The organism is Peptococcaceae bacterium 1198_IL3148, assembly GCA_036763105.1.
Lineage (GTDB): Bacteria > Bacillota > Desulfotomaculia > Desulfotomaculales > Desulfohalotomaculaceae > JBAIYS01.
Genome location: JBAIYS010000012.1, coordinates 1 through 16160, shown reverse-complemented (window position 1 = coordinate 16160; position 16160 = coordinate 1). Strand labels below are relative to the sequence as shown.

At 42.5% G+C, this 16160-nt stretch carries 19 protein-coding genes and 1 tRNA gene; 3 read left to right on the top strand and 17 right to left on the bottom strand.

Annotated elements, in window-relative coordinates:
- Positions 1 to 4: 4 nt before the first annotated feature.
- The 3 genes from coaE to V6C27_11435 all read left to right on the top strand — a co-directional run bounded on the left by coaE (position 5) and on the right by V6C27_11435 (position 1407).
- On the top strand, positions 5 to 622 hold the full coding sequence (gene coaE / locus V6C27_11445; GenBank protein MEG6617030.1) for a dephospho-CoA kinase: 618 nt from the start codon (positions 5 to 7) through the stop codon (positions 620 to 622).
- A gap of 51 nt (positions 623 to 673) precedes the next feature.
- Positions 674 to 1252: a lytic transglycosylase domain-containing protein gene (locus tag V6C27_11440; GenBank protein MEG6617029.1), complete on the top strand. Its 579-nt coding sequence runs from the start codon at positions 674 to 676 to the stop codon at positions 1250 to 1252.
- A gap of 72 nt (positions 1253 to 1324) precedes the next feature.
- Positions 1325 to 1407 (top strand) — tRNA-Leu (locus V6C27_11435).
- A 264-nt stretch (positions 1408 to 1671) separates the two neighbouring features.
- On the opposite strand, the gene csx2 is transcribed toward V6C27_11435, so the two are convergent.
- The 17 genes from csx2 to cutD all read right to left on the bottom strand — a co-directional run.
- On the bottom strand, positions 1672 to 3354 hold the full coding sequence (gene csx2, locus V6C27_11430; protein MEG6617028.1) for a TIGR02221 family CRISPR-associated protein: 1683 nt from the start codon (positions 3352 to 3354) through the stop codon (positions 1672 to 1674).
- Positions 3355 to 4469: 1115 nt separating this feature from the next.
- Positions 4470 to 5246: a response regulator gene (locus V6C27_11425; GenBank protein MEG6617027.1), complete on the bottom strand. Its 777-nt coding sequence runs from the start codon at positions 5244 to 5246 to the stop codon at positions 4470 to 4472.
- A gap of 5 nt (positions 5247 to 5251) precedes the next feature.
- Positions 5252 to 6442 carry a histidine kinase gene (locus tag V6C27_11420; protein ID MEG6617026.1) on the bottom strand — a complete coding sequence of 397 codons (1191 nt, stop codon included), beginning with the start codon at positions 6440 to 6442 and terminating at the stop codon, positions 5252 to 5254.
- Positions 6443 to 6642: 200 nt separating this feature from the next.
- Positions 6643 to 6933 carry an ethanolamine utilization microcompartment protein EutM gene (eutM, locus tag V6C27_11415; GenBank protein ID MEG6617025.1) on the bottom strand — a complete coding sequence of 97 codons (291 nt, stop codon included), beginning with the start codon at positions 6931 to 6933 and terminating at the stop codon, positions 6643 to 6645.
- A 20-nt stretch (positions 6934 to 6953) separates the two neighbouring features.
- Positions 6954 to 7595, bottom strand: coding sequence for a phosphate propanoyltransferase (locus V6C27_11410; protein MEG6617024.1), 642 nt, complete (start codon positions 7593 to 7595; stop codon positions 6954 to 6956).
- 8 nt (positions 7596 to 7603) lie between these two features.
- On the bottom strand, positions 7604 to 9082 hold the full coding sequence (locus tag V6C27_11405; GenBank protein MEG6617023.1) for an acetaldehyde dehydrogenase (acetylating): 1479 nt from the start codon (positions 9080 to 9082) through the stop codon (positions 7604 to 7606).
- A 39-nt stretch (positions 9083 to 9121) separates the two neighbouring features.
- Positions 9122 to 9712, bottom strand: coding sequence for a BMC domain-containing protein (locus tag V6C27_11400; protein ID MEG6617022.1), 591 nt, complete (start codon positions 9710 to 9712; stop codon positions 9122 to 9124).
- Between the two features lie 11 nt (positions 9713 to 9723).
- Positions 9724 to 10404 carry a cupin domain-containing protein gene (locus V6C27_11395; GenBank protein ID MEG6617021.1) on the bottom strand — a complete coding sequence of 227 codons (681 nt, stop codon included), beginning with the start codon at positions 10402 to 10404 and terminating at the stop codon, positions 9724 to 9726.
- 48 nt (positions 10405 to 10452) lie between these two features.
- Positions 10453 to 11001, bottom strand: a complete 549-nt coding sequence (locus tag V6C27_11390; protein MEG6617020.1) for a BMC domain-containing protein — start codon at positions 10999 to 11001, stop codon at positions 10453 to 10455.
- Positions 10994 to 12328, bottom strand: coding sequence for a 4Fe-4S dicluster domain-containing protein (locus tag V6C27_11385; protein MEG6617019.1), 1335 nt, complete (start codon positions 12326 to 12328; stop codon positions 10994 to 10996). Before V6C27_11385 ends, V6C27_11390 begins: the two co-directional genes overlap by 8 nt.
- Before the next feature lie 21 nt (positions 12329 to 12349).
- Positions 12350 to 12610 (bottom strand): EutN/CcmL family microcompartment protein, encoded by a 261-nt coding sequence (locus V6C27_11380; GenBank protein MEG6617018.1) that lies wholly within the window; start codon positions 12608 to 12610, stop codon positions 12350 to 12352.
- Complete coding sequence (locus V6C27_11375) at positions 12607 to 12918, bottom strand: BMC domain-containing protein (protein ID MEG6617017.1); 312 nt, start codon at positions 12916 to 12918, stop codon at positions 12607 to 12609. The genes V6C27_11380 and V6C27_11375 overlap by 4 nt, the downstream gene beginning before the upstream one ends.
- A 17-nt stretch (positions 12919 to 12935) precedes the next feature.
- Positions 12936 to 13778, bottom strand: a complete 843-nt coding sequence (gene eutJ, locus V6C27_11370; protein ID MEG6617016.1) for an ethanolamine utilization protein EutJ — start codon at positions 13776 to 13778, stop codon at positions 12936 to 12938.
- On the bottom strand, positions 13766 to 14425 hold the full coding sequence (locus V6C27_11365; GenBank protein MEG6617015.1) for a cobalamin adenosyltransferase: 660 nt from the start codon (positions 14423 to 14425) through the stop codon (positions 13766 to 13768). The genes eutJ and V6C27_11365 overlap by 13 nt, the downstream gene beginning before the upstream one ends.
- Before the next feature lie 58 nt (positions 14426 to 14483).
- The gene (locus tag V6C27_11360; protein ID MEG6617014.1) at positions 14484 to 14936 is read right to left on the bottom strand and encodes a EutP/PduV family microcompartment system protein; all 453 of its coding nucleotides are present in this window, start codon (positions 14934 to 14936) and stop codon (positions 14484 to 14486) included.
- A complete protein-coding gene (locus V6C27_11355; GenBank protein MEG6617013.1) occupies positions 14933 to 15286 on the bottom strand; it encodes a BMC domain-containing protein in 354 nt (117 codons plus the stop codon). Before V6C27_11355 ends, V6C27_11360 begins: the two co-directional genes overlap by 4 nt.
- A gap of 24 nt (positions 15287 to 15310) precedes the next feature.
- On the bottom strand, positions 15311 to 16160 hold an 850-nt coding region (gene cutD, locus V6C27_11350; GenBank protein MEG6617012.1), incomplete at its 5' end, for a choline TMA-lyase-activating enzyme.

Below are 16160 nucleotides of genomic sequence, written 5' to 3'. Positions count from 1 at the left end.
TGATATGATGAACATTATCGGACTTACCGGGGGCATTGGCAGTGGTAAAACCACCGTAGCCAATCATCTAGCTCGGTTGGGAGCACAAATTATAGACGCAGATTTGATAGCCCGAGAGATAGTGACCCCAAACAGCCCGGCCCTAAAGGAAATTGTTGCTACTTTTGGGCCCGGGGTTTTACATACCGACGGCACTTTAAACAGAAAACAACTGGGTGCCATTGTTTTTGGCAATGAGTTAGCCTTAGCTAAACTAAATGCCATTACCCACCCCAAAATAACAGCAGTGGTGCGGGAAAGAATCAACCAGTTTAAAAGGCAGCAACAGTCTGGTAAAGACATGCTGGTACTGGTGGCGCCACTGCTAATAGAAGTTGGCCTTGATAAATTGGTGGACAAGGTATGGCTGGTACACGTCAGTTTAGCAGAGCAATTGCAGCGGATAATGGAGCGGGATGGATTATCAAAAGAACAGGCCCTACAACGCATTAACTCTCAGTTGAGCGAAACCGAACGGATGAAATATGCCGATGAAATTATAGACAACAGCCAATCGCTAGAATACACCTTAAACCAAGTAACAAATTTATGGATACAATACACCTGTGGTGATAGCAATTAAATTTACTGCATATATTTGCCATAAAGCACCTATTGTTGGAGTTGATTATCTTTGGTTCGGCTAAGAAAAAAAAGTAAAAAAAGAATTAGAATTAAACGCCTGTTATTACTTTTTTTAATAGTATACTTGTTTTTAAAGATAGATGACTTTGGACGGGAACTATACCCCTTCCCCTATCGACAAGCCATAACCCACCAAGCAATAGCCAACGGCGTAGACCCATTTCTGTTTGCCGCCTTAATCAAAACCGAAAGCAACTTTAATCCCGATGCCACCTCAAAGGCCGGCGCCCGAGGTTTAGTACAAATCATGCCCGAAACCGGTCAATGGATAGCTCAGCAAATGAACCTGGTGGATTTTACCTCCGATAAACTGTACCACCCGCAAACCAGCATTAAAATGGGTGCTTGGTATCTAGCTAACTTAAATAAAGAGTTTCAAGGCAGTCAGGTATTAACATTGGCCGCCTATAACGCAGGTCGGGGCAATGTACAAAAGTGGCTAGCAGAGCAACATTGGACCGGTGAAGAACAAACCATAGACCAAATCCCCTTCCCCGAAACCAGACATTATATTCGCAAGGTAAATTGGAACTATAAAGTGTACAAATACCTTTACGACGGCACTTAGTAATACTATTTCAATAAAAACTCTTGCAGAGAAAATTCTCCTATGCTATAATGAATTTTGTCAATGTGACGTGTCGGAGTGGCGGAATCGGCAGACGCGCACGTTTGAGGGGCGTGTCCGAAAGGGTGCGGGTTCAAGTCCCGCCTCCGACACCAATATAAAAAAGCCTTTCTGGAATCCAGAAAGGCTTTTTTATGTTCTGGAACCGTGATGTGTCTGTTTGCCGAAAAAAGTAGTGTGCGGTGTTACTTCTTGTAACGCACACTTACTTTACGCCCCAACTCTTTAATTACTTGGCCAAATCGTTTTTCAATTGTTTCCTTGTCAGTTCTCAAAAACACTCCGGTTATGATTGCGGTTTTTGTACGTTCAATATAAAGTTTTTCCAGTTGGCGAATAATGTCACCTTAAGCACTATTTTACAATTCAACCATCTCTCCGCATACATATGGGTTTTTCTGCTGTTCTTCATAAGAACGACGATCCACCAGCGCAACCTTCTTTACAGGTGTACCAAGCTTCTTAATTTCATCGGCAAGCCTATCCACGGCATATTGCATAGCAGTTGTTCCCCCTGTAATATTTGCCACCACATTTCCCGCCAATGCCAAATCCTTAACCAGCGCTTTATTGGAATCAACCAAATCTTTTACTTCATTAAAGCCGTTATGGGGGTCGGTTAAATTAATCAGAATTGGTTCTAGATGGGTAAATTTAGCTATTTCCATTATCTCAGGGATTTTTTCCCCTGCCCTTAGCGAAGTTATTATTACTAACTTATTAGGATTAACCAACGTCAGAGCCGTATAAAGCACCCCTTTGGACATACCGAGTGGTGTTATTAAATAGCAATCCCCATTTTGATAAGGCAGGTCTGCGGGTATATCCTTCTCAAGCAAAGCTCTGCATTTTTTAATTGAATTTTTAACCAAACCGGCTGAAACATCTACCTCCTTTTCAAGCATACCTGCATGGGCAAATTTATTGCGCTGTTTCGCAATGGATTGCCATACTGAAGCCAGTTCCTTTTCAACAGCATTGCCAATCCCATGCTTGGCCCGCTCTGAAAGTGCATTTAAAATTTGTTCATACTTTTTGCGTTTATGATATCCTAACCAATCGTTTATATGGTTAGATGCGAATTGCATTCTAGTAATCATCCATTCTCTTATAACCAGCAAAGCCGCAGGTACATTCATACGTTCAATATACCATTCTGCCAGTCTCAACTGACGTTCCAGTTCTTCCTCGGTAATCTCTATATAACCTTTAGCTATTTCCTGATCGTCATCACCTGAAATCTTCCACCGATCAAGCAATTGACTTAAACTATTCATCGCCATATGTGCTGCATAGGCGGTACCGGTAGTTGATTGGAATTCTTTTTTCAGAAGAGAAGATACATCTTTACTGTTAAGTCCGACCTCCATAGGCAACACTGACGCAAGGTAAAAGCCTAACTTATTCATCAGTTTACTTACTTTTGAAAAGTTAGCATCACCTGCTCCTTGTTTATATAACCGCCCTATATCTCCGTTGAGCAACCTTCCCAGCGCCCTAAAGTCACCTTCTTGGCGTGCATTGGATAGGCCGTGGTACCATTCAATCAGCCTAAACAAAGAAGTTATCTCTAAAATGGGTGATACTTGATCCTGTTTTAGTTCAAAGGCTCCGTAGTATATTCCCTCAAGCTTAACTTGTTTTAAACCGACCATGTAAATAAGGGCTGCTAAATAAACAAAAGGTAGGTGTCGCAGTGAAAAGGTAACGTCCAAAGTAATACGTTCACCTTCTGATACCTGAGCTGTAATAATCTCAAAAATCTTAAATATTTCTTCTTCGCTAATCCCATCCGGTATGTCCACCGGTTGAGGATTTAAGCCCAAAGCAGTTAATTCCCCTGCTAATTGGTTGTAATGTTTTTCTCGTGCTTTTTGGGTTACTAGTATACTGGCTTTTGCACCTGCAAGATTTTTTAATGCGGCTACCGCAACCGGTGCATAAGCAGTATAGTGCTGCTTATCATTTTCGAAGTAATATAACTGTTCGTAATTACCCGTGCCCAAAGAGGTTATAAAGTGTTTACCTGTACTAATAGCCAACACTCCCTTTTAATTAACTAAATTATTATTATTTATGAATACAATCTTAATATTCTGTGATTTTTTGATAATACTTTTATAGTCTAAATTAATGTCCGTACTGCAGTGGTATCGAGCAAGCCATATTATGCGTCTAAGCAGTGCTCTTATTAATATATCAAAAGTCAGTGTATTCACCAATTTGCCATCTTTAATCAAACGTCCCGGAGTAAGAAACTCTATTCTTACGCAATGTAGAGCCAATATAATTGGGTAGGTGTATTTGTTCTTTTCAGCAATAAACTCAAACTCATAGTTAGCGATCTTCATATTTTTTTAGGTATAGTATTACTTCTTCCTCCAGTTTCTTCAACCCTGTTCTAACAACCTGTACAGTGAACTTGTATGGTTTTAATTCTACTACTAATTTCATTACTTCTTTTATTCGAATTTGTGAAATTTTCTATAAATAAACTTTATACATTTAAGTTAAGAATTCCTGCTCAACAGGTACAAATTGACACTAAATAATACACTGTATGCAAAAGAAATAACCGCCCAATTTTAGGCGGTAGTTTAATTTATATGACAACTTTTTATTGTACTTCTTCTTTATTCATTAGCTACTACGCTGAACTGTATAAATCCTCTATCAATCGATCATTCATTTCTACGGTACCCCTCTTTGATGCGAAACAAGTATGTTATGGATTTATAGAGAGTTCGGATTCGATATTTTTGTATGCGGACAAAGAATATTTCTAAAGAATTCAGGAGTTATTATCCTCAGATTCCTTGGCGAGAAATGGCTGGCATAATACTTCAAATTTTGATCGATAACGAAATAACTAATTCTGATACTTAAAAGCATTACAAAACCACCTAATGCCGGTCGTACCTCAGCTAAACTGTTTATCTTTATACCAAAATTATTTAAATAACTGGCGTAACAAACTTTTAATCTGTTGTATATATATATACCAAGACCGTGGGAAAATGTCCTACGGTTTTTTTGTGTTTTGATACGTGTGCTGTTAACACGTTCACTTTTTACGTTAGTTTAATGCTTCTATCATTGTTTTTGTTCCTCAGATGCTGTAGCTACCTCAGCAAACGCAAAAAGTTCTTTTCTTTTTTCATATAATTCCGCCGTTATCCCCATTGTCCCTTAAATATTTCTGTCGATATGCCTTGGGGGTCACATTCATTTGCTGGACAAAGACACGATTAAAATAAGAGGGGTCTGTAAAACCACATTCGCTGGAAATGCGATAGGCGGGATAGTTTGTGGTTTCTAATAATTTGCAAGCATACTCTATGCGTAGTTTATTTACATAATCTGTATAGCTGACCCCGACCTCTCTTCTAAAGATACGGCTAAAATATTGGGGATTTAAAAATACATTGGCCGAAACACTTTGCAGGGTTAACTTTTGTGTAAAATTGTCGTGAATATATTTCAGGGCCTTTTTAATAAAATCCCTTTGATTACCCTCGGTTTCTAGTTCCATAATTTCTTCATCTGCAAGTTCCTGTTCTGTAGCTACAGTGGTCAATAGATCGCGGAATAGCTGTCTAAAGGCAGAGGGTCTAATAGGTTTTAGCAAATAATCCTGAACACGGAGGCGAATTGCAGTTTGTGCAAAGGAAAAATCTGAATAGGCCGACAGGATCAATACAGATGCCCGGGGCAAAAACTTCCTGATTTCTTGAAGTGCACTTAAGCCTCCCATTTCAGGAATCTGTACATCCATCAAAATGATATCTGGCCGATACTGTTTTGCTAATTGGACAGCCTGAATGCCATCTTGACAAGTGAGCACTTTATCCTCAGCAAGAAGTTCTTCAGACACAATGGATTGCAAAAACTCCAATTCGAGCAATTCATCTTCCACAATTAAAACCACGGCCATTACTATCACCTCGCATTGGTTTTGGTAGGAACTAAAATAATGACAGTGCTTCCGCTGTAATCCGATTTGGCAATTTTCAAGCCGTAATTTTCCCCGAAATATCTTTTCAGTCGGTTGTCGGTACAGCGAAAACCTATTCCCAGTTTACTTTGCGATTGTTGTAGCCCCTGTAGCACTTCCTCTGGAAAGCCATTTCCATTATCTGAGACGTAGATCTTGATATGATCCTTATATTTTTCTGCATAGATTTTTATCTTACCTCCATCCCTTTTAGGGGAAATGCCATGGATAAGGGCATTCTCAACAATGGGCTGTATAACCATATTGGGTATTCTATGGTGTTTAATGTCGTCAGCAATAGATATCTCGTACTCCAAACGACTTTTGAACCTTACTTTCTGAATATAAAGGTACTTTTCGATGTTATCAATCTCAGACCCGATGGTGTGTAATTCATCATCCTGCTTTAGGTTATATCTCAATAAGTCAGAAAGGCAATAAATAAGTTCTTCCGTTGTATGGGATTTTTCAAAATACGCGATACGCGCTATAGAATTCAAAGTATTAAATAGGAAATGAGGGTTAATTACCAAAGACTTGTTCTTTGCCTCGAGATCAATGATCTTTTTTTCCAGCATTTCCTTTTCTATAGATAATCTTGCTATGGCCTTATCTGTACTATGGACGCTTTGAGAAAACTCGTAAGAGATATTTTGGGCTATATGGTTGCACAGTTGTTCATGAACATCAACCTTATTTTTTTCGATGGTTTTGATGGCTGCAATGGCTTTAGCAATAATTTCCGGTTCTAGTTTTTTATCCTTTGCCATAGCCGCGATGTTAATTAAATATTTCTGATATTCATTTTCAGGTAAATATACCTGTGCCCCGGTGACATAGCCTAGGGTTTCGTCGTTATCTGTCACTGGCAAAATAATATTAGTTAGTCCATACCCACAGGTGAATCGATCCCTTTGGCCTGGTTTTAGTCTAGAAAGGTAATCCGAACATATCTGTGTATCATTATTCTGACAGATCTGTTTACAAAAATCCGGGGATGGGTTGAACTCAAGCAAGATCTCACCACCGGTATCGATAAGTTGCAAGGAAATATTGGATAGGGATAAAAGACCGCTATAGCGAGAATAGATATTTGGATTTATCGAGTTTTTTAGTGTTTTGTGATAATTGTTCATGTCCTCTACATCTCCAATTTTATCCACAAATATGTCAAATAAAGCGGTTTTTTGACATTTTCATAATACAATACCCCTATGGAAATGTAAATAGGCATAACCCTCCGTAGTCCTTTGGCGGTAAAAATGATTAACAGTAAATGTTAAAGGACTGCCTCATTTTTGAGACAGCCCCTAAAATATTTCCTAGCCAATGGCTACTATGCTTCTTGCTTTACGGAAGGGAGAATTAATTCTACATCGCCATGGGGACGAGGAATAACATGAACGGAGATTAGTTCGCCAATACGTTGGGCAGCGGCAGCACCAGCATCGGTGGCAGCTTTTACAGCACCAACGTCGCCTCTTACCATAACAGTTACTAAACCACCGCCAACATGTTCTTTACCGATAAGTGAAACGTTAGCAGCTTTAACCATAGCATCTGCTGCTTCAATTGCTCCTACTAAACCTTTGGTTTCGATTAATCCTAAAGCTTCTGATTTACTCATTTTTGTTTCCTCCTATAATTTTATTTTATTATTTTAACTGTTGAGTTTGGACCAAGATTAAGGGCATTGGCTTCTTCCATGTCGATATGACATTCAAGGGCGGAGCTATTATTGGCTCTGATAACTACATTTGATAATGTTCCTCCCCGGAATCCACCCACTTCAATGGTTACCTGTTCTCCATCTGTTACACCAAAGCCTTTGGCATCTTCCAGTGTCATGTGAATATGTCTTTGGGCAATGATCACACCTTTGTCTAGATAGATACTTCCTTTGGGGCCGATGAGAGTGATTCCTGGAGTTCCTTGTAAATCCCCAGACATTTTCACTGGCGCTTTAATACCAAGTTTGAAACAATCTGCCTGAAGTATTTCTACCTGGGTTTGCTTTCTTACTGGGCCGAGAATGCGGACTTTCTCAATGGCACCCTTAGGTCCGCAAACAGTCACGGTTTCCTTACAGGCAAATTGCATAGGTTGAGAAAGATCCTTGGTTTTAGTCAATTGGTATCCCGCACCAAACAGAATTTCTAAATCTGCTTGGGAAAGATGAACATGACGGTTGGATATTCCCACGGGTATGGAGTTGTCTTTCTTTTGTAAATACCCCCCTTCTCGGATAACTTCCAGCAGAAGTTCTGCTAAAGCGTCGTACTTACCCACCTTAGTTGTCACCTCTTTTTTTGCAATAGCGCAATGACTTCATTTACCACATTCATAATCTGATCTTCACCGATGGCACTATTGCTCAGTACCTGTGCCACGCTGTCTGAATCGGAAGTATTGGTATTTTCTGCACACTCCTTGATTCCGTAGGCAACACGTTTTTTATTAATTAAGTGCATAGGGGTTACATTATCGGAAGTTGCACTTCCGCCCCAGGTACCGCAACCCAGTGTGAAAGCAGGAGCCAGCCCAGTGCTGACACCCACGCCACCATGGGTGGAGGGTGTGTTTACTAGGATTCTAAACACCGGTTTGATGGCAAATTTCATAGCCATTTCGGGGTTTTCCGTGTGAATGGCAAGGCTATGACCCACACCACCATTTTTCAATAGTTTGATGCACACATCGCAAGCTTCTTCCCAATCTTTTACTGTGTAAAAGGCTAGTACAGTTGTTAATTTTTCAAAGGACAGGGGAAAATCTTTGCCTACACCCTTTTGTTCACCCAGCAAAACTTTCGTTCCTGGGGGAATGGTTATACCGGCATTTTCTGCAATAACCGCTGCCGAGCGTCCTACAAACTTAGCATTCATGGCATGGCCGCGAACAAACAATTTTTGGGAAACCCTTTCAGTTTCCTCGGGGCTCATAAAGTAGCCACCCTGACGCCGGAACTCCTCCATAACCTGATCCCGCATGCATTCCTCCACAATTACCGCTTGCTCGGAGGCACAGATGGTGCCATTGTCAAAGGTTTTACTGGTAATAATATTTCTAACTGCCTTTTGCACATTGGCAGTTCTTTCAATATAGGCCGGCACATTGCCCGGGCCTACACCCAGTGCTGGTTTGCCCGCGCTATAGGCGGCCTTAACCATTGCAGTGCCACCGGTGGCAATAATCATGTCCACCTCATCGCATTTCATTAGTTCATTAGTTGCAACCATAGATGGCTTGGTGATACAACCAATAATGTTGGCAGGCGCGCCTGCGGCCACTGCTGCATCGTGCATCAACTTAGCTGCTTGGGATGTACATTTCAGGGCCGAAGGATGGGGTGAAAAAATTATGCCGTTACGGGATTTAATGGCAATAATGGCTTTATAGATAGCTGTAGATGTGGGGTTGGTTGATGGAACAATCCCCATTAAAAGTCCCACCGGCTCAGCAATTTCCACCACTTTGTTGGCCTTATCCTCGTTTATAATCCCAATGGTTTGCATGGGTTTGATAAATTTATATAGTTCGGTGGAGGCAAGCTGGTTTTTGAAGGTCTTATCCTCTACCTTGCCAAAACCTGTTTCTTCCACTGCCATTTTAGCTAGGGAAACTGCATTTTCCTCCGCTACCCTTACCATATTGCAAATTATCTTGTCAATCTGCCCGCTATCAAATTTTGCAAGTTCAGTTTGTGCCAGTTTGGCCTGACGGGCAAGATTTCTGGCCTCTTGCACCGATTGCAAATCATAATCGAATGTTTCCAAATTACTATCCCTCTCTCCAGATACTTATTTGTATAAAAACTATTTATTTGTTTCCTTTTGGTAATGCGCCGCCAGTTTCTTTACAAGTAAGTCTTTTTTTGCTTTCGATATGGCTCTGCCTGCTATGTCCAGTTCTTTGTATTCCCTTGCCAAATTCCGTAGTTTTACCACGGGTAGCATTTTCAGGACGGTAATGGTTTTTTCAAGTCCAAATTCTTCTACAAAGGCATCAAAGGCCTCTTTATTGAAATGCTTCGGCATTTGCTCTGGATTTTCTGTTGTTTGCACAGGTTTTTGAGCCAAGCCCGGCTCATCTTGGGGTGGCTCAGGCATTGGTGGTTCCTCGGTAGTATTTTCTTTTCCCCCTAGAATTCCTTCAACATCCGGATGGGGTCTGGGAATGACGTGTTGGGATATCAAGGACAAAGGATTTATTCTTTTAACCGCCGTCGCCCCTGCTTCCACCGAGGCTTTCACAGCTCCCACGTCACCGGTTACCGTTATGGTTACCAGTCCACTGCCAACAAAGGTTCTCTCCACCAGTTCCACCTGTGCCGTTTTTAGCATCACATCTGCACATTCAATGGCAGGAATAAGACCTTTTGTTTCTATTAGTCCAAGGGCCTGCATAGCCTAACCTCCTATGGTTGCGCCATCAGATCTGACCAGTTTGCCGGGTAGGTTACGTAAAAGAGCTTCACATACCCCGAAGAACTCCAGGTTACTTTGGAACCTTTCGGTACGAAAAGTACATCCCCCTGGTAAGCTTCATAGGTTACACCATCCATTGTTATGGATAGGTTTCCTTCGAGAATGATGTTAATCTCCTCACAGCACAATTCCCAATCAAGGCTTGATTTCTCAATGGTTAAAAAGCCCGCGCTCATTTGAGAATTAGCTTTGCTGATCACTTCACGGTAAGCTACGTTGGCACTGGGATCCCCGGTATCGAAGGGCTGGTATTTCACCGACCTGCCACGCACAATTTTTAGTCCACTTTTCGGGTCACCCTCTGCTTGAAAGGGTGGTCCTGGATATTCAGTAGAGTTGCCGGCCAAGAGGCTGCTGGCTAACACTGCTTTTACGATTTGAACAATCAAATCCTTATCTATGGATTTATCCTGGCATACTTTCTTGCCTAGAGCACTATCATTATATCTGTGCATTTCTGAAGAAGATGAAGCATCTGCAAATTCTACACCCAGTTCCTTGGCTAGATCCCTGGCAGCGGGTGTGATGATGGTATTACACTCTACATAGAACACCTTTTGTCCATTTTCCGCCGCTGTTTCGACGGCGTCCGCACAGACAAGCTTTTTCAAGGAAACACCTCCTTTCGCTGGCCTTTGTCCGTGAAGCATTGACCTTTATTAGTACAGTGATTCCCACAATCTGTCGGAAGGGGAAGGAATTACCTCCACATCTACCAATAGGCCCTTTTCAGCGATCAGTGTTTTACCGGCATCGATAGATGCCTGCACGGCGGCAACATCTCCGGTGAAAGTGAAATAAGCCTTGCCGCTAAGTCCTCTGCCCAAGCGTAATTCTAGGGCTTGTATATCCGCAGCCTTAAGTGCAGCATCGGCTGCAATAATCATGGAGGACATGGAAAAAGACTCCATAATGCCCAGTGCCCCTTTTTCATCCGGTATGGTGGTGGCCGTAATGGCCGGGAAAATTGCTGGATGAACATTGGGCAAAATAAAGCTATCGATTAGATACTCGCCTGCTGTTTCTTCACCCACACTGATGGAGTTTTCTACGGCAGCAACGTCTCCATGGATGATGGCAATATATTTTCCGGGACAGACAGAGGTTGCACTGACTATTTCCACGTAGGCCGTTTTCAACATCAGATCTGTGGCATAAATCCCCTTTGCAACACTTGAAAGTTCGATCATTCCTATTGCCCTATACATAAGAACCCACCTTTATCACGATAGAATTAGCTGTACTTTCGATAACGGTTCCATCGAGGCTGGCATGCACCGCAGCCCCAAGACTATTGTCTGGAACCTTTGCAATTAGTTGACCAGCTCTTACCTGTTCACCTACAGCTACAACAGGTATAGCAGGTGCTCCGATGTGCTGTCTTAAAGGAATTTCTATGGTTTCCGGATTAAAATCCATCTCAGTCATGGGTGCTGGTTTATCAAAAGTTGTTAAACCAATTTTGGCAATCAGGCGTTTGCTTGGGATCAGGCGGTATTCCCTGGCTGCCCGGGGTTTGAATTCCACCTGGGTCGGTTGATAACGAATGCCTTGCTCTGCCAACTTTTTCTTAAAATGAACATTGACTGATTTGGGATGCAAATTGACGGGGCAAGAAAACAATTCGCAAGCATTACATTCACAACACAATTGAGCTATTTGTTGTTCTTTAATGTCCAGGTTATAGTTAATGGCTCGCATTAATTTATGCGGCTGAATATTATGTCCTAATAGATAACGGGGACACAAATCGGTACACATCCGGCACTGCTCACAGGCAGTTTTACCGATCAGCCTAGCTTGGTTGATATTGACAGATTTTCTGCCAATGAGGAAATGCTCTTTTTTAAGCAGTACATAGCCTTTGCTTTTTTTCGTTACCTGTCCATTTAGGTCAGTCAACACAGAACCCATCATCGGTCCGCCATCTATCACGGCATAATCATCCAAGTTATCTATTCCGCATTGTTTAAATAATTCCCGCAGGGCTAGGCCCACCGGTACTTTTACAGTCATGGGACGGGGGATATCCCCTGCCACCGTAACATATGTTTCGGTGACAGGTTTGCCGGCAATGGCATGAAATATATTCAATGCTGTTTCTGAGTTGATCACTACACAGCCCACTTTTAACGGAATGGCTGTCTCCGGAACAACTCTTTTTGTAAGTTCATAAACAAGAACCTGCTCGTCACCAGCCGGATACCTATCCTGGAGTTCCATCACTTCCATATAATTTGCCAGATCCAGTGCGGCGATTCTTTCTCGCAAGAGGGCAACGACTTCCTTGTGCTTACCCTTGATACCAATAAAGGCTTTGCGGGCTTCTATATACCTCCCGGTGGCTTCCAGTCCCTTGATAATTTGATCGGGATACAGCTCCATCAATTGCTGATCCACCCTAAGCAAAGGCTCACATTCAGCTCCATTAAGCAATATATACTCGGCCTTAGAGGTTAGTTTGGCGTGAGTCGGAAAACCAGCTCCCCCAGCCCCGATAACTCCTGCAGCCTTAATTAAGTTCAGCAAATCCAAGCTTTTCCACCTCCGGATTTCTTAAAACAAACAGTCCTCGTCGATGATGCCTACAATAACAGCATCAATGGGTATATTATCTCTATCCAGCATTTTGCGGGCGGAGCTACCAGTGCAGACCAGAACTCGTTCACCAATACCGGCACCGATGGTATCCGCAGCTATGAGGAGGCGACCAGCCTCAGTACCACCGATGACCTCCACCAGCATAAATTTCAGCCCTCTTAGAGAGTCTGCTTTTCTGGTTGCCCAGATGTTATCAATTACCTTTGCTGCTATCATAAAGTACCACCTGTTTTTATTTCTTTCAATTTATATTTTATCTCTGTGATGGCTGCCTCCACCGAGGCGGTATCACCGAATATGGCAATCATAATTAGATTCTGTGGGCAATGACCTTTAATGTCCTCCACCACTACCCCTGCGGCCTTTTCGGCAATATCTGCAGCAAAGACCATATCGATTAGCCGCCCCTGAATCAGACCGATGGCATCATAGTTATCTATGGGGGTGGTTGAAGCAGAACCTTTACGTCGCAACAGAATATCTAAGGTTCCCCGGGACGGGGATTTTATCATGCGGTATTCCATGCAGTGGTCACTCCCATCTAAAGGCTTTCCTGTGTGCAGTTCAGTGCAATTCCCAAGGGTGTCACAAACATAGGGTTTTGCGGTTTATAAGTAGGAAGGCCGGTTTGTTTGGCGATAATAGTTTCAATTCCTTCTAAGCAACAGGTTCCACCCACTAGATAGATTTCTTGCACTTGATATTGGCTAACATGCCGGCTGATAATAGATGATACCTTTTCGATTACCGGCTGTAACACCGGGATTAACTCCCGATGGTTTTTAAAATCTCGCTTATATTGGTCCGCCTCGTCAAAGGGCATTTTATATGCCCCAGAAATTACCAGTGAGAAATGCGTGCCACCTGTAGGCTCATCGGCAACATAAGTCACCTTGCCATCCTTTAGAATGGTTACCCCGGTGGTGCCACCACCGATATCTACAATGGCACCATCTTTTATTTTCAGTACCGCATTGGCCGCCGTAGGCTCGTCTAACAAGTTAGTAATTTCAAAACCGGCCCCTTCCACTACATGCTTAATGACACCTGAGTCAATGTCAAAGGTTCCCGGTGGCAGGGCCGCTGCTGCATAAACCAGCTCTATACCCAGTTTTTGCTCCAGCTCTTGTTTAAGTTCTTTGACTATCCGAATGGCACCGATGTAGTCCACCACCATACCATCTTTGACAACACTGGCAAAGCGATAGGCCCCAGCAACAGGCTGGTAATTTTCATCCAAAACTGCCAGTACAACGTAGGCTGTTCCCAAGTCAATACCGGTGTAATAAACGGAGGATTTATTCAATATGGGTGTCTTGATGACCTTCTCAAAATCACGAACCATTTGATCGCAGTATTGAAAAGACGGATTTACCCCTTCCATTTTTGTCCCCCCAGACATTTCCACATCATTATGCAGAGTTTATTAATGCTTAAATAAAGCTGATCGATTAGGTCTTGCCGTAGGCAAGCTTGTTTATCCTCATCCCAATAGGCTTCTAAAATGGCCGGTTCCACCTCGCGAAGTGAGGTCCGTAAATAGTTTAATATGGTAAGTTCTTTGCCATTTTCCAACCCTAGGTGATAGTCACTTATGTCAAATTCCAAATTTGTGGGTCTTGCTCTAATTTCTTGTTCTGACCAACCCCAAAACTGAATGTCTTCTGGGGTTAACTGTTCCCGCTCAGCCCTTTTGATCTCCCGAAAACATTTGCCCAGGGCTTGGATTTCGTCAGCCAGATCCACCGCCCCGGAGTATAAAAGTTCGGCGGTAATTAGCATAAACAGCGATTCAATGCTCTCCATTTTCCGTCGTAGCCTTAGGATAGACCAGCTTTCTTGTCCCCGCTTAGATTGATCGCCGTTCTTTTTACTGCTGGCAATGGGCTGGGCTTGTACTAAGGTGACCCGGTGGTCCACAAGAAATTGCCTTGCCCCCGGCGTAATCCTGGTATCTGGTTCCAGGGCATAGGTGGTAAAGGGAGCTATCTTATATAAATCTCGCAATTCCATTTCGGTGATAAATTTCATTTCATTGCCTTACCTCCCTTTCCTTAGGTCCCGCGACCAGATTATATATATGATGAAATCACTTTTTAAGGATTTCTAGTTTTCCAAGTAAATAGTGCTTTAAGCCTTTTATGCCTATATCATCTTTTATAGAAATCCGAAAAAAAGGTTTACTAATACCAATTCTTTTTAGCTGTTCAACACATAGCTCGGCATTTTCCGAAGCTAAATCAATCTTGGTAATGACCCCGGAGACCGGGCAGGTAAAGGATTTGGCAAAGCCCGGCGGATATACCTCAATGGGTCTGGATTGATCTATTAACATTAGCACGTGGCATGCTGATTGCCCCGTGGCAATTAGGTACCTGTACATCGAAGGGTTTTCTATATAGGAACCAGGTGTATCAATGGTGTTTTTGCCGTAAAAAATTTCCTGGGTACTTTTCAATGGTTTGGTGGAATCATTTAGAATATTCACTAGGCTACTTTTACCAGCTTTGCTTGGCCCCACCACCAAGATCCGTTTTTTCATGTGCGCGTGATTTGGGCCGGGGTAAAGCTTAACAGCTTTTCCAAGGTGCCATTTATAGCAATCATGGCTGATTCCACACTGGCAACATCCCCGGAAATCACCAGGGATCCAGTAAACCGGTCTAGGAAACCGATCTCTACAGCGGATGTCTTGGTGGCTATATCTGCTGCTATGATTGCTGTCTCACAGGGGGTTAGGGTTAAAATTCCAACGGCACCTTTCTCTTCAATACCCAAGCGTTCATATAAATCTTGTACAGGGGAAGCTATGATATGGGCCAAAGTAACTTGCTTACCCGGTACAGATTCTTGAATAATACGTTTTTTATCAAATTCACCGCCCACTCCCATAGAATTCCCTCCGATCCATAGCATTTAATGTCTAATTACTTCCACCTTTAGATCATAACCCTTAATAAACTCTTCAATTTTATTTAACTCTTCTGCTTTGAAACTCAAATCTTCAGTAATGGCATACTGCATGTCCAATTGCTTGTACTTGTTGATGCCCAATTTATGATAAGGAAGCAAGTCTATACCTAAAAAGTTTTTATAATATTTGAAAGTCTGTAGAAACTCCAAGGTTCTGCGGATGGTTTCTTCACTATCATTCAGCCCCCTTATAAGGGGCATCCTGACTTTCACGTGGTAACCCCGGTGGATAAGTTCCGTTAGGTTATCCAGAATACGTTCATTAGGTACCTCGGTAAGTTCATAATGTCGCTCTGAGTCAATGTGCTTAAGATCATAGAGGAACAAATCAATAAACTGAGCCATCAGAAGCAGGTTGTCTAATTTTGCATAGCCAGAGGTTTCAATGGCTGTGTGAATGCCCAGCCGTTTACATTCCGTCAACAGGTTGGTGGCAAATTCCGGCTGGGCTGTCACTTCCCCTCCTCCAAGAGTGACTCCTCCGCCTGAGCTCATGTAGAAAGGCATATCCTGCTGGATGATATCCATCACTTGGGAAATGGTTTTATCCGAGCCCACCACAGATAGTGCCTGTTTCGGACATACAGCTTCACACTTTCTGCAACCAACACAATCAACGGTTCTGTTTATTTTGTGCTTCGGGCCACCTGTTGTGTCCTGGAAATTATGGATGTGGGCGGGACAAATAGGAATACAGTTGCCACAGTTAACACACAAATCTTCTTTGAACATCACCTGATATTTCCTTTCCAGACCCTCCGGATTGGAACACCACTTGCATCTCAAGGGGCAA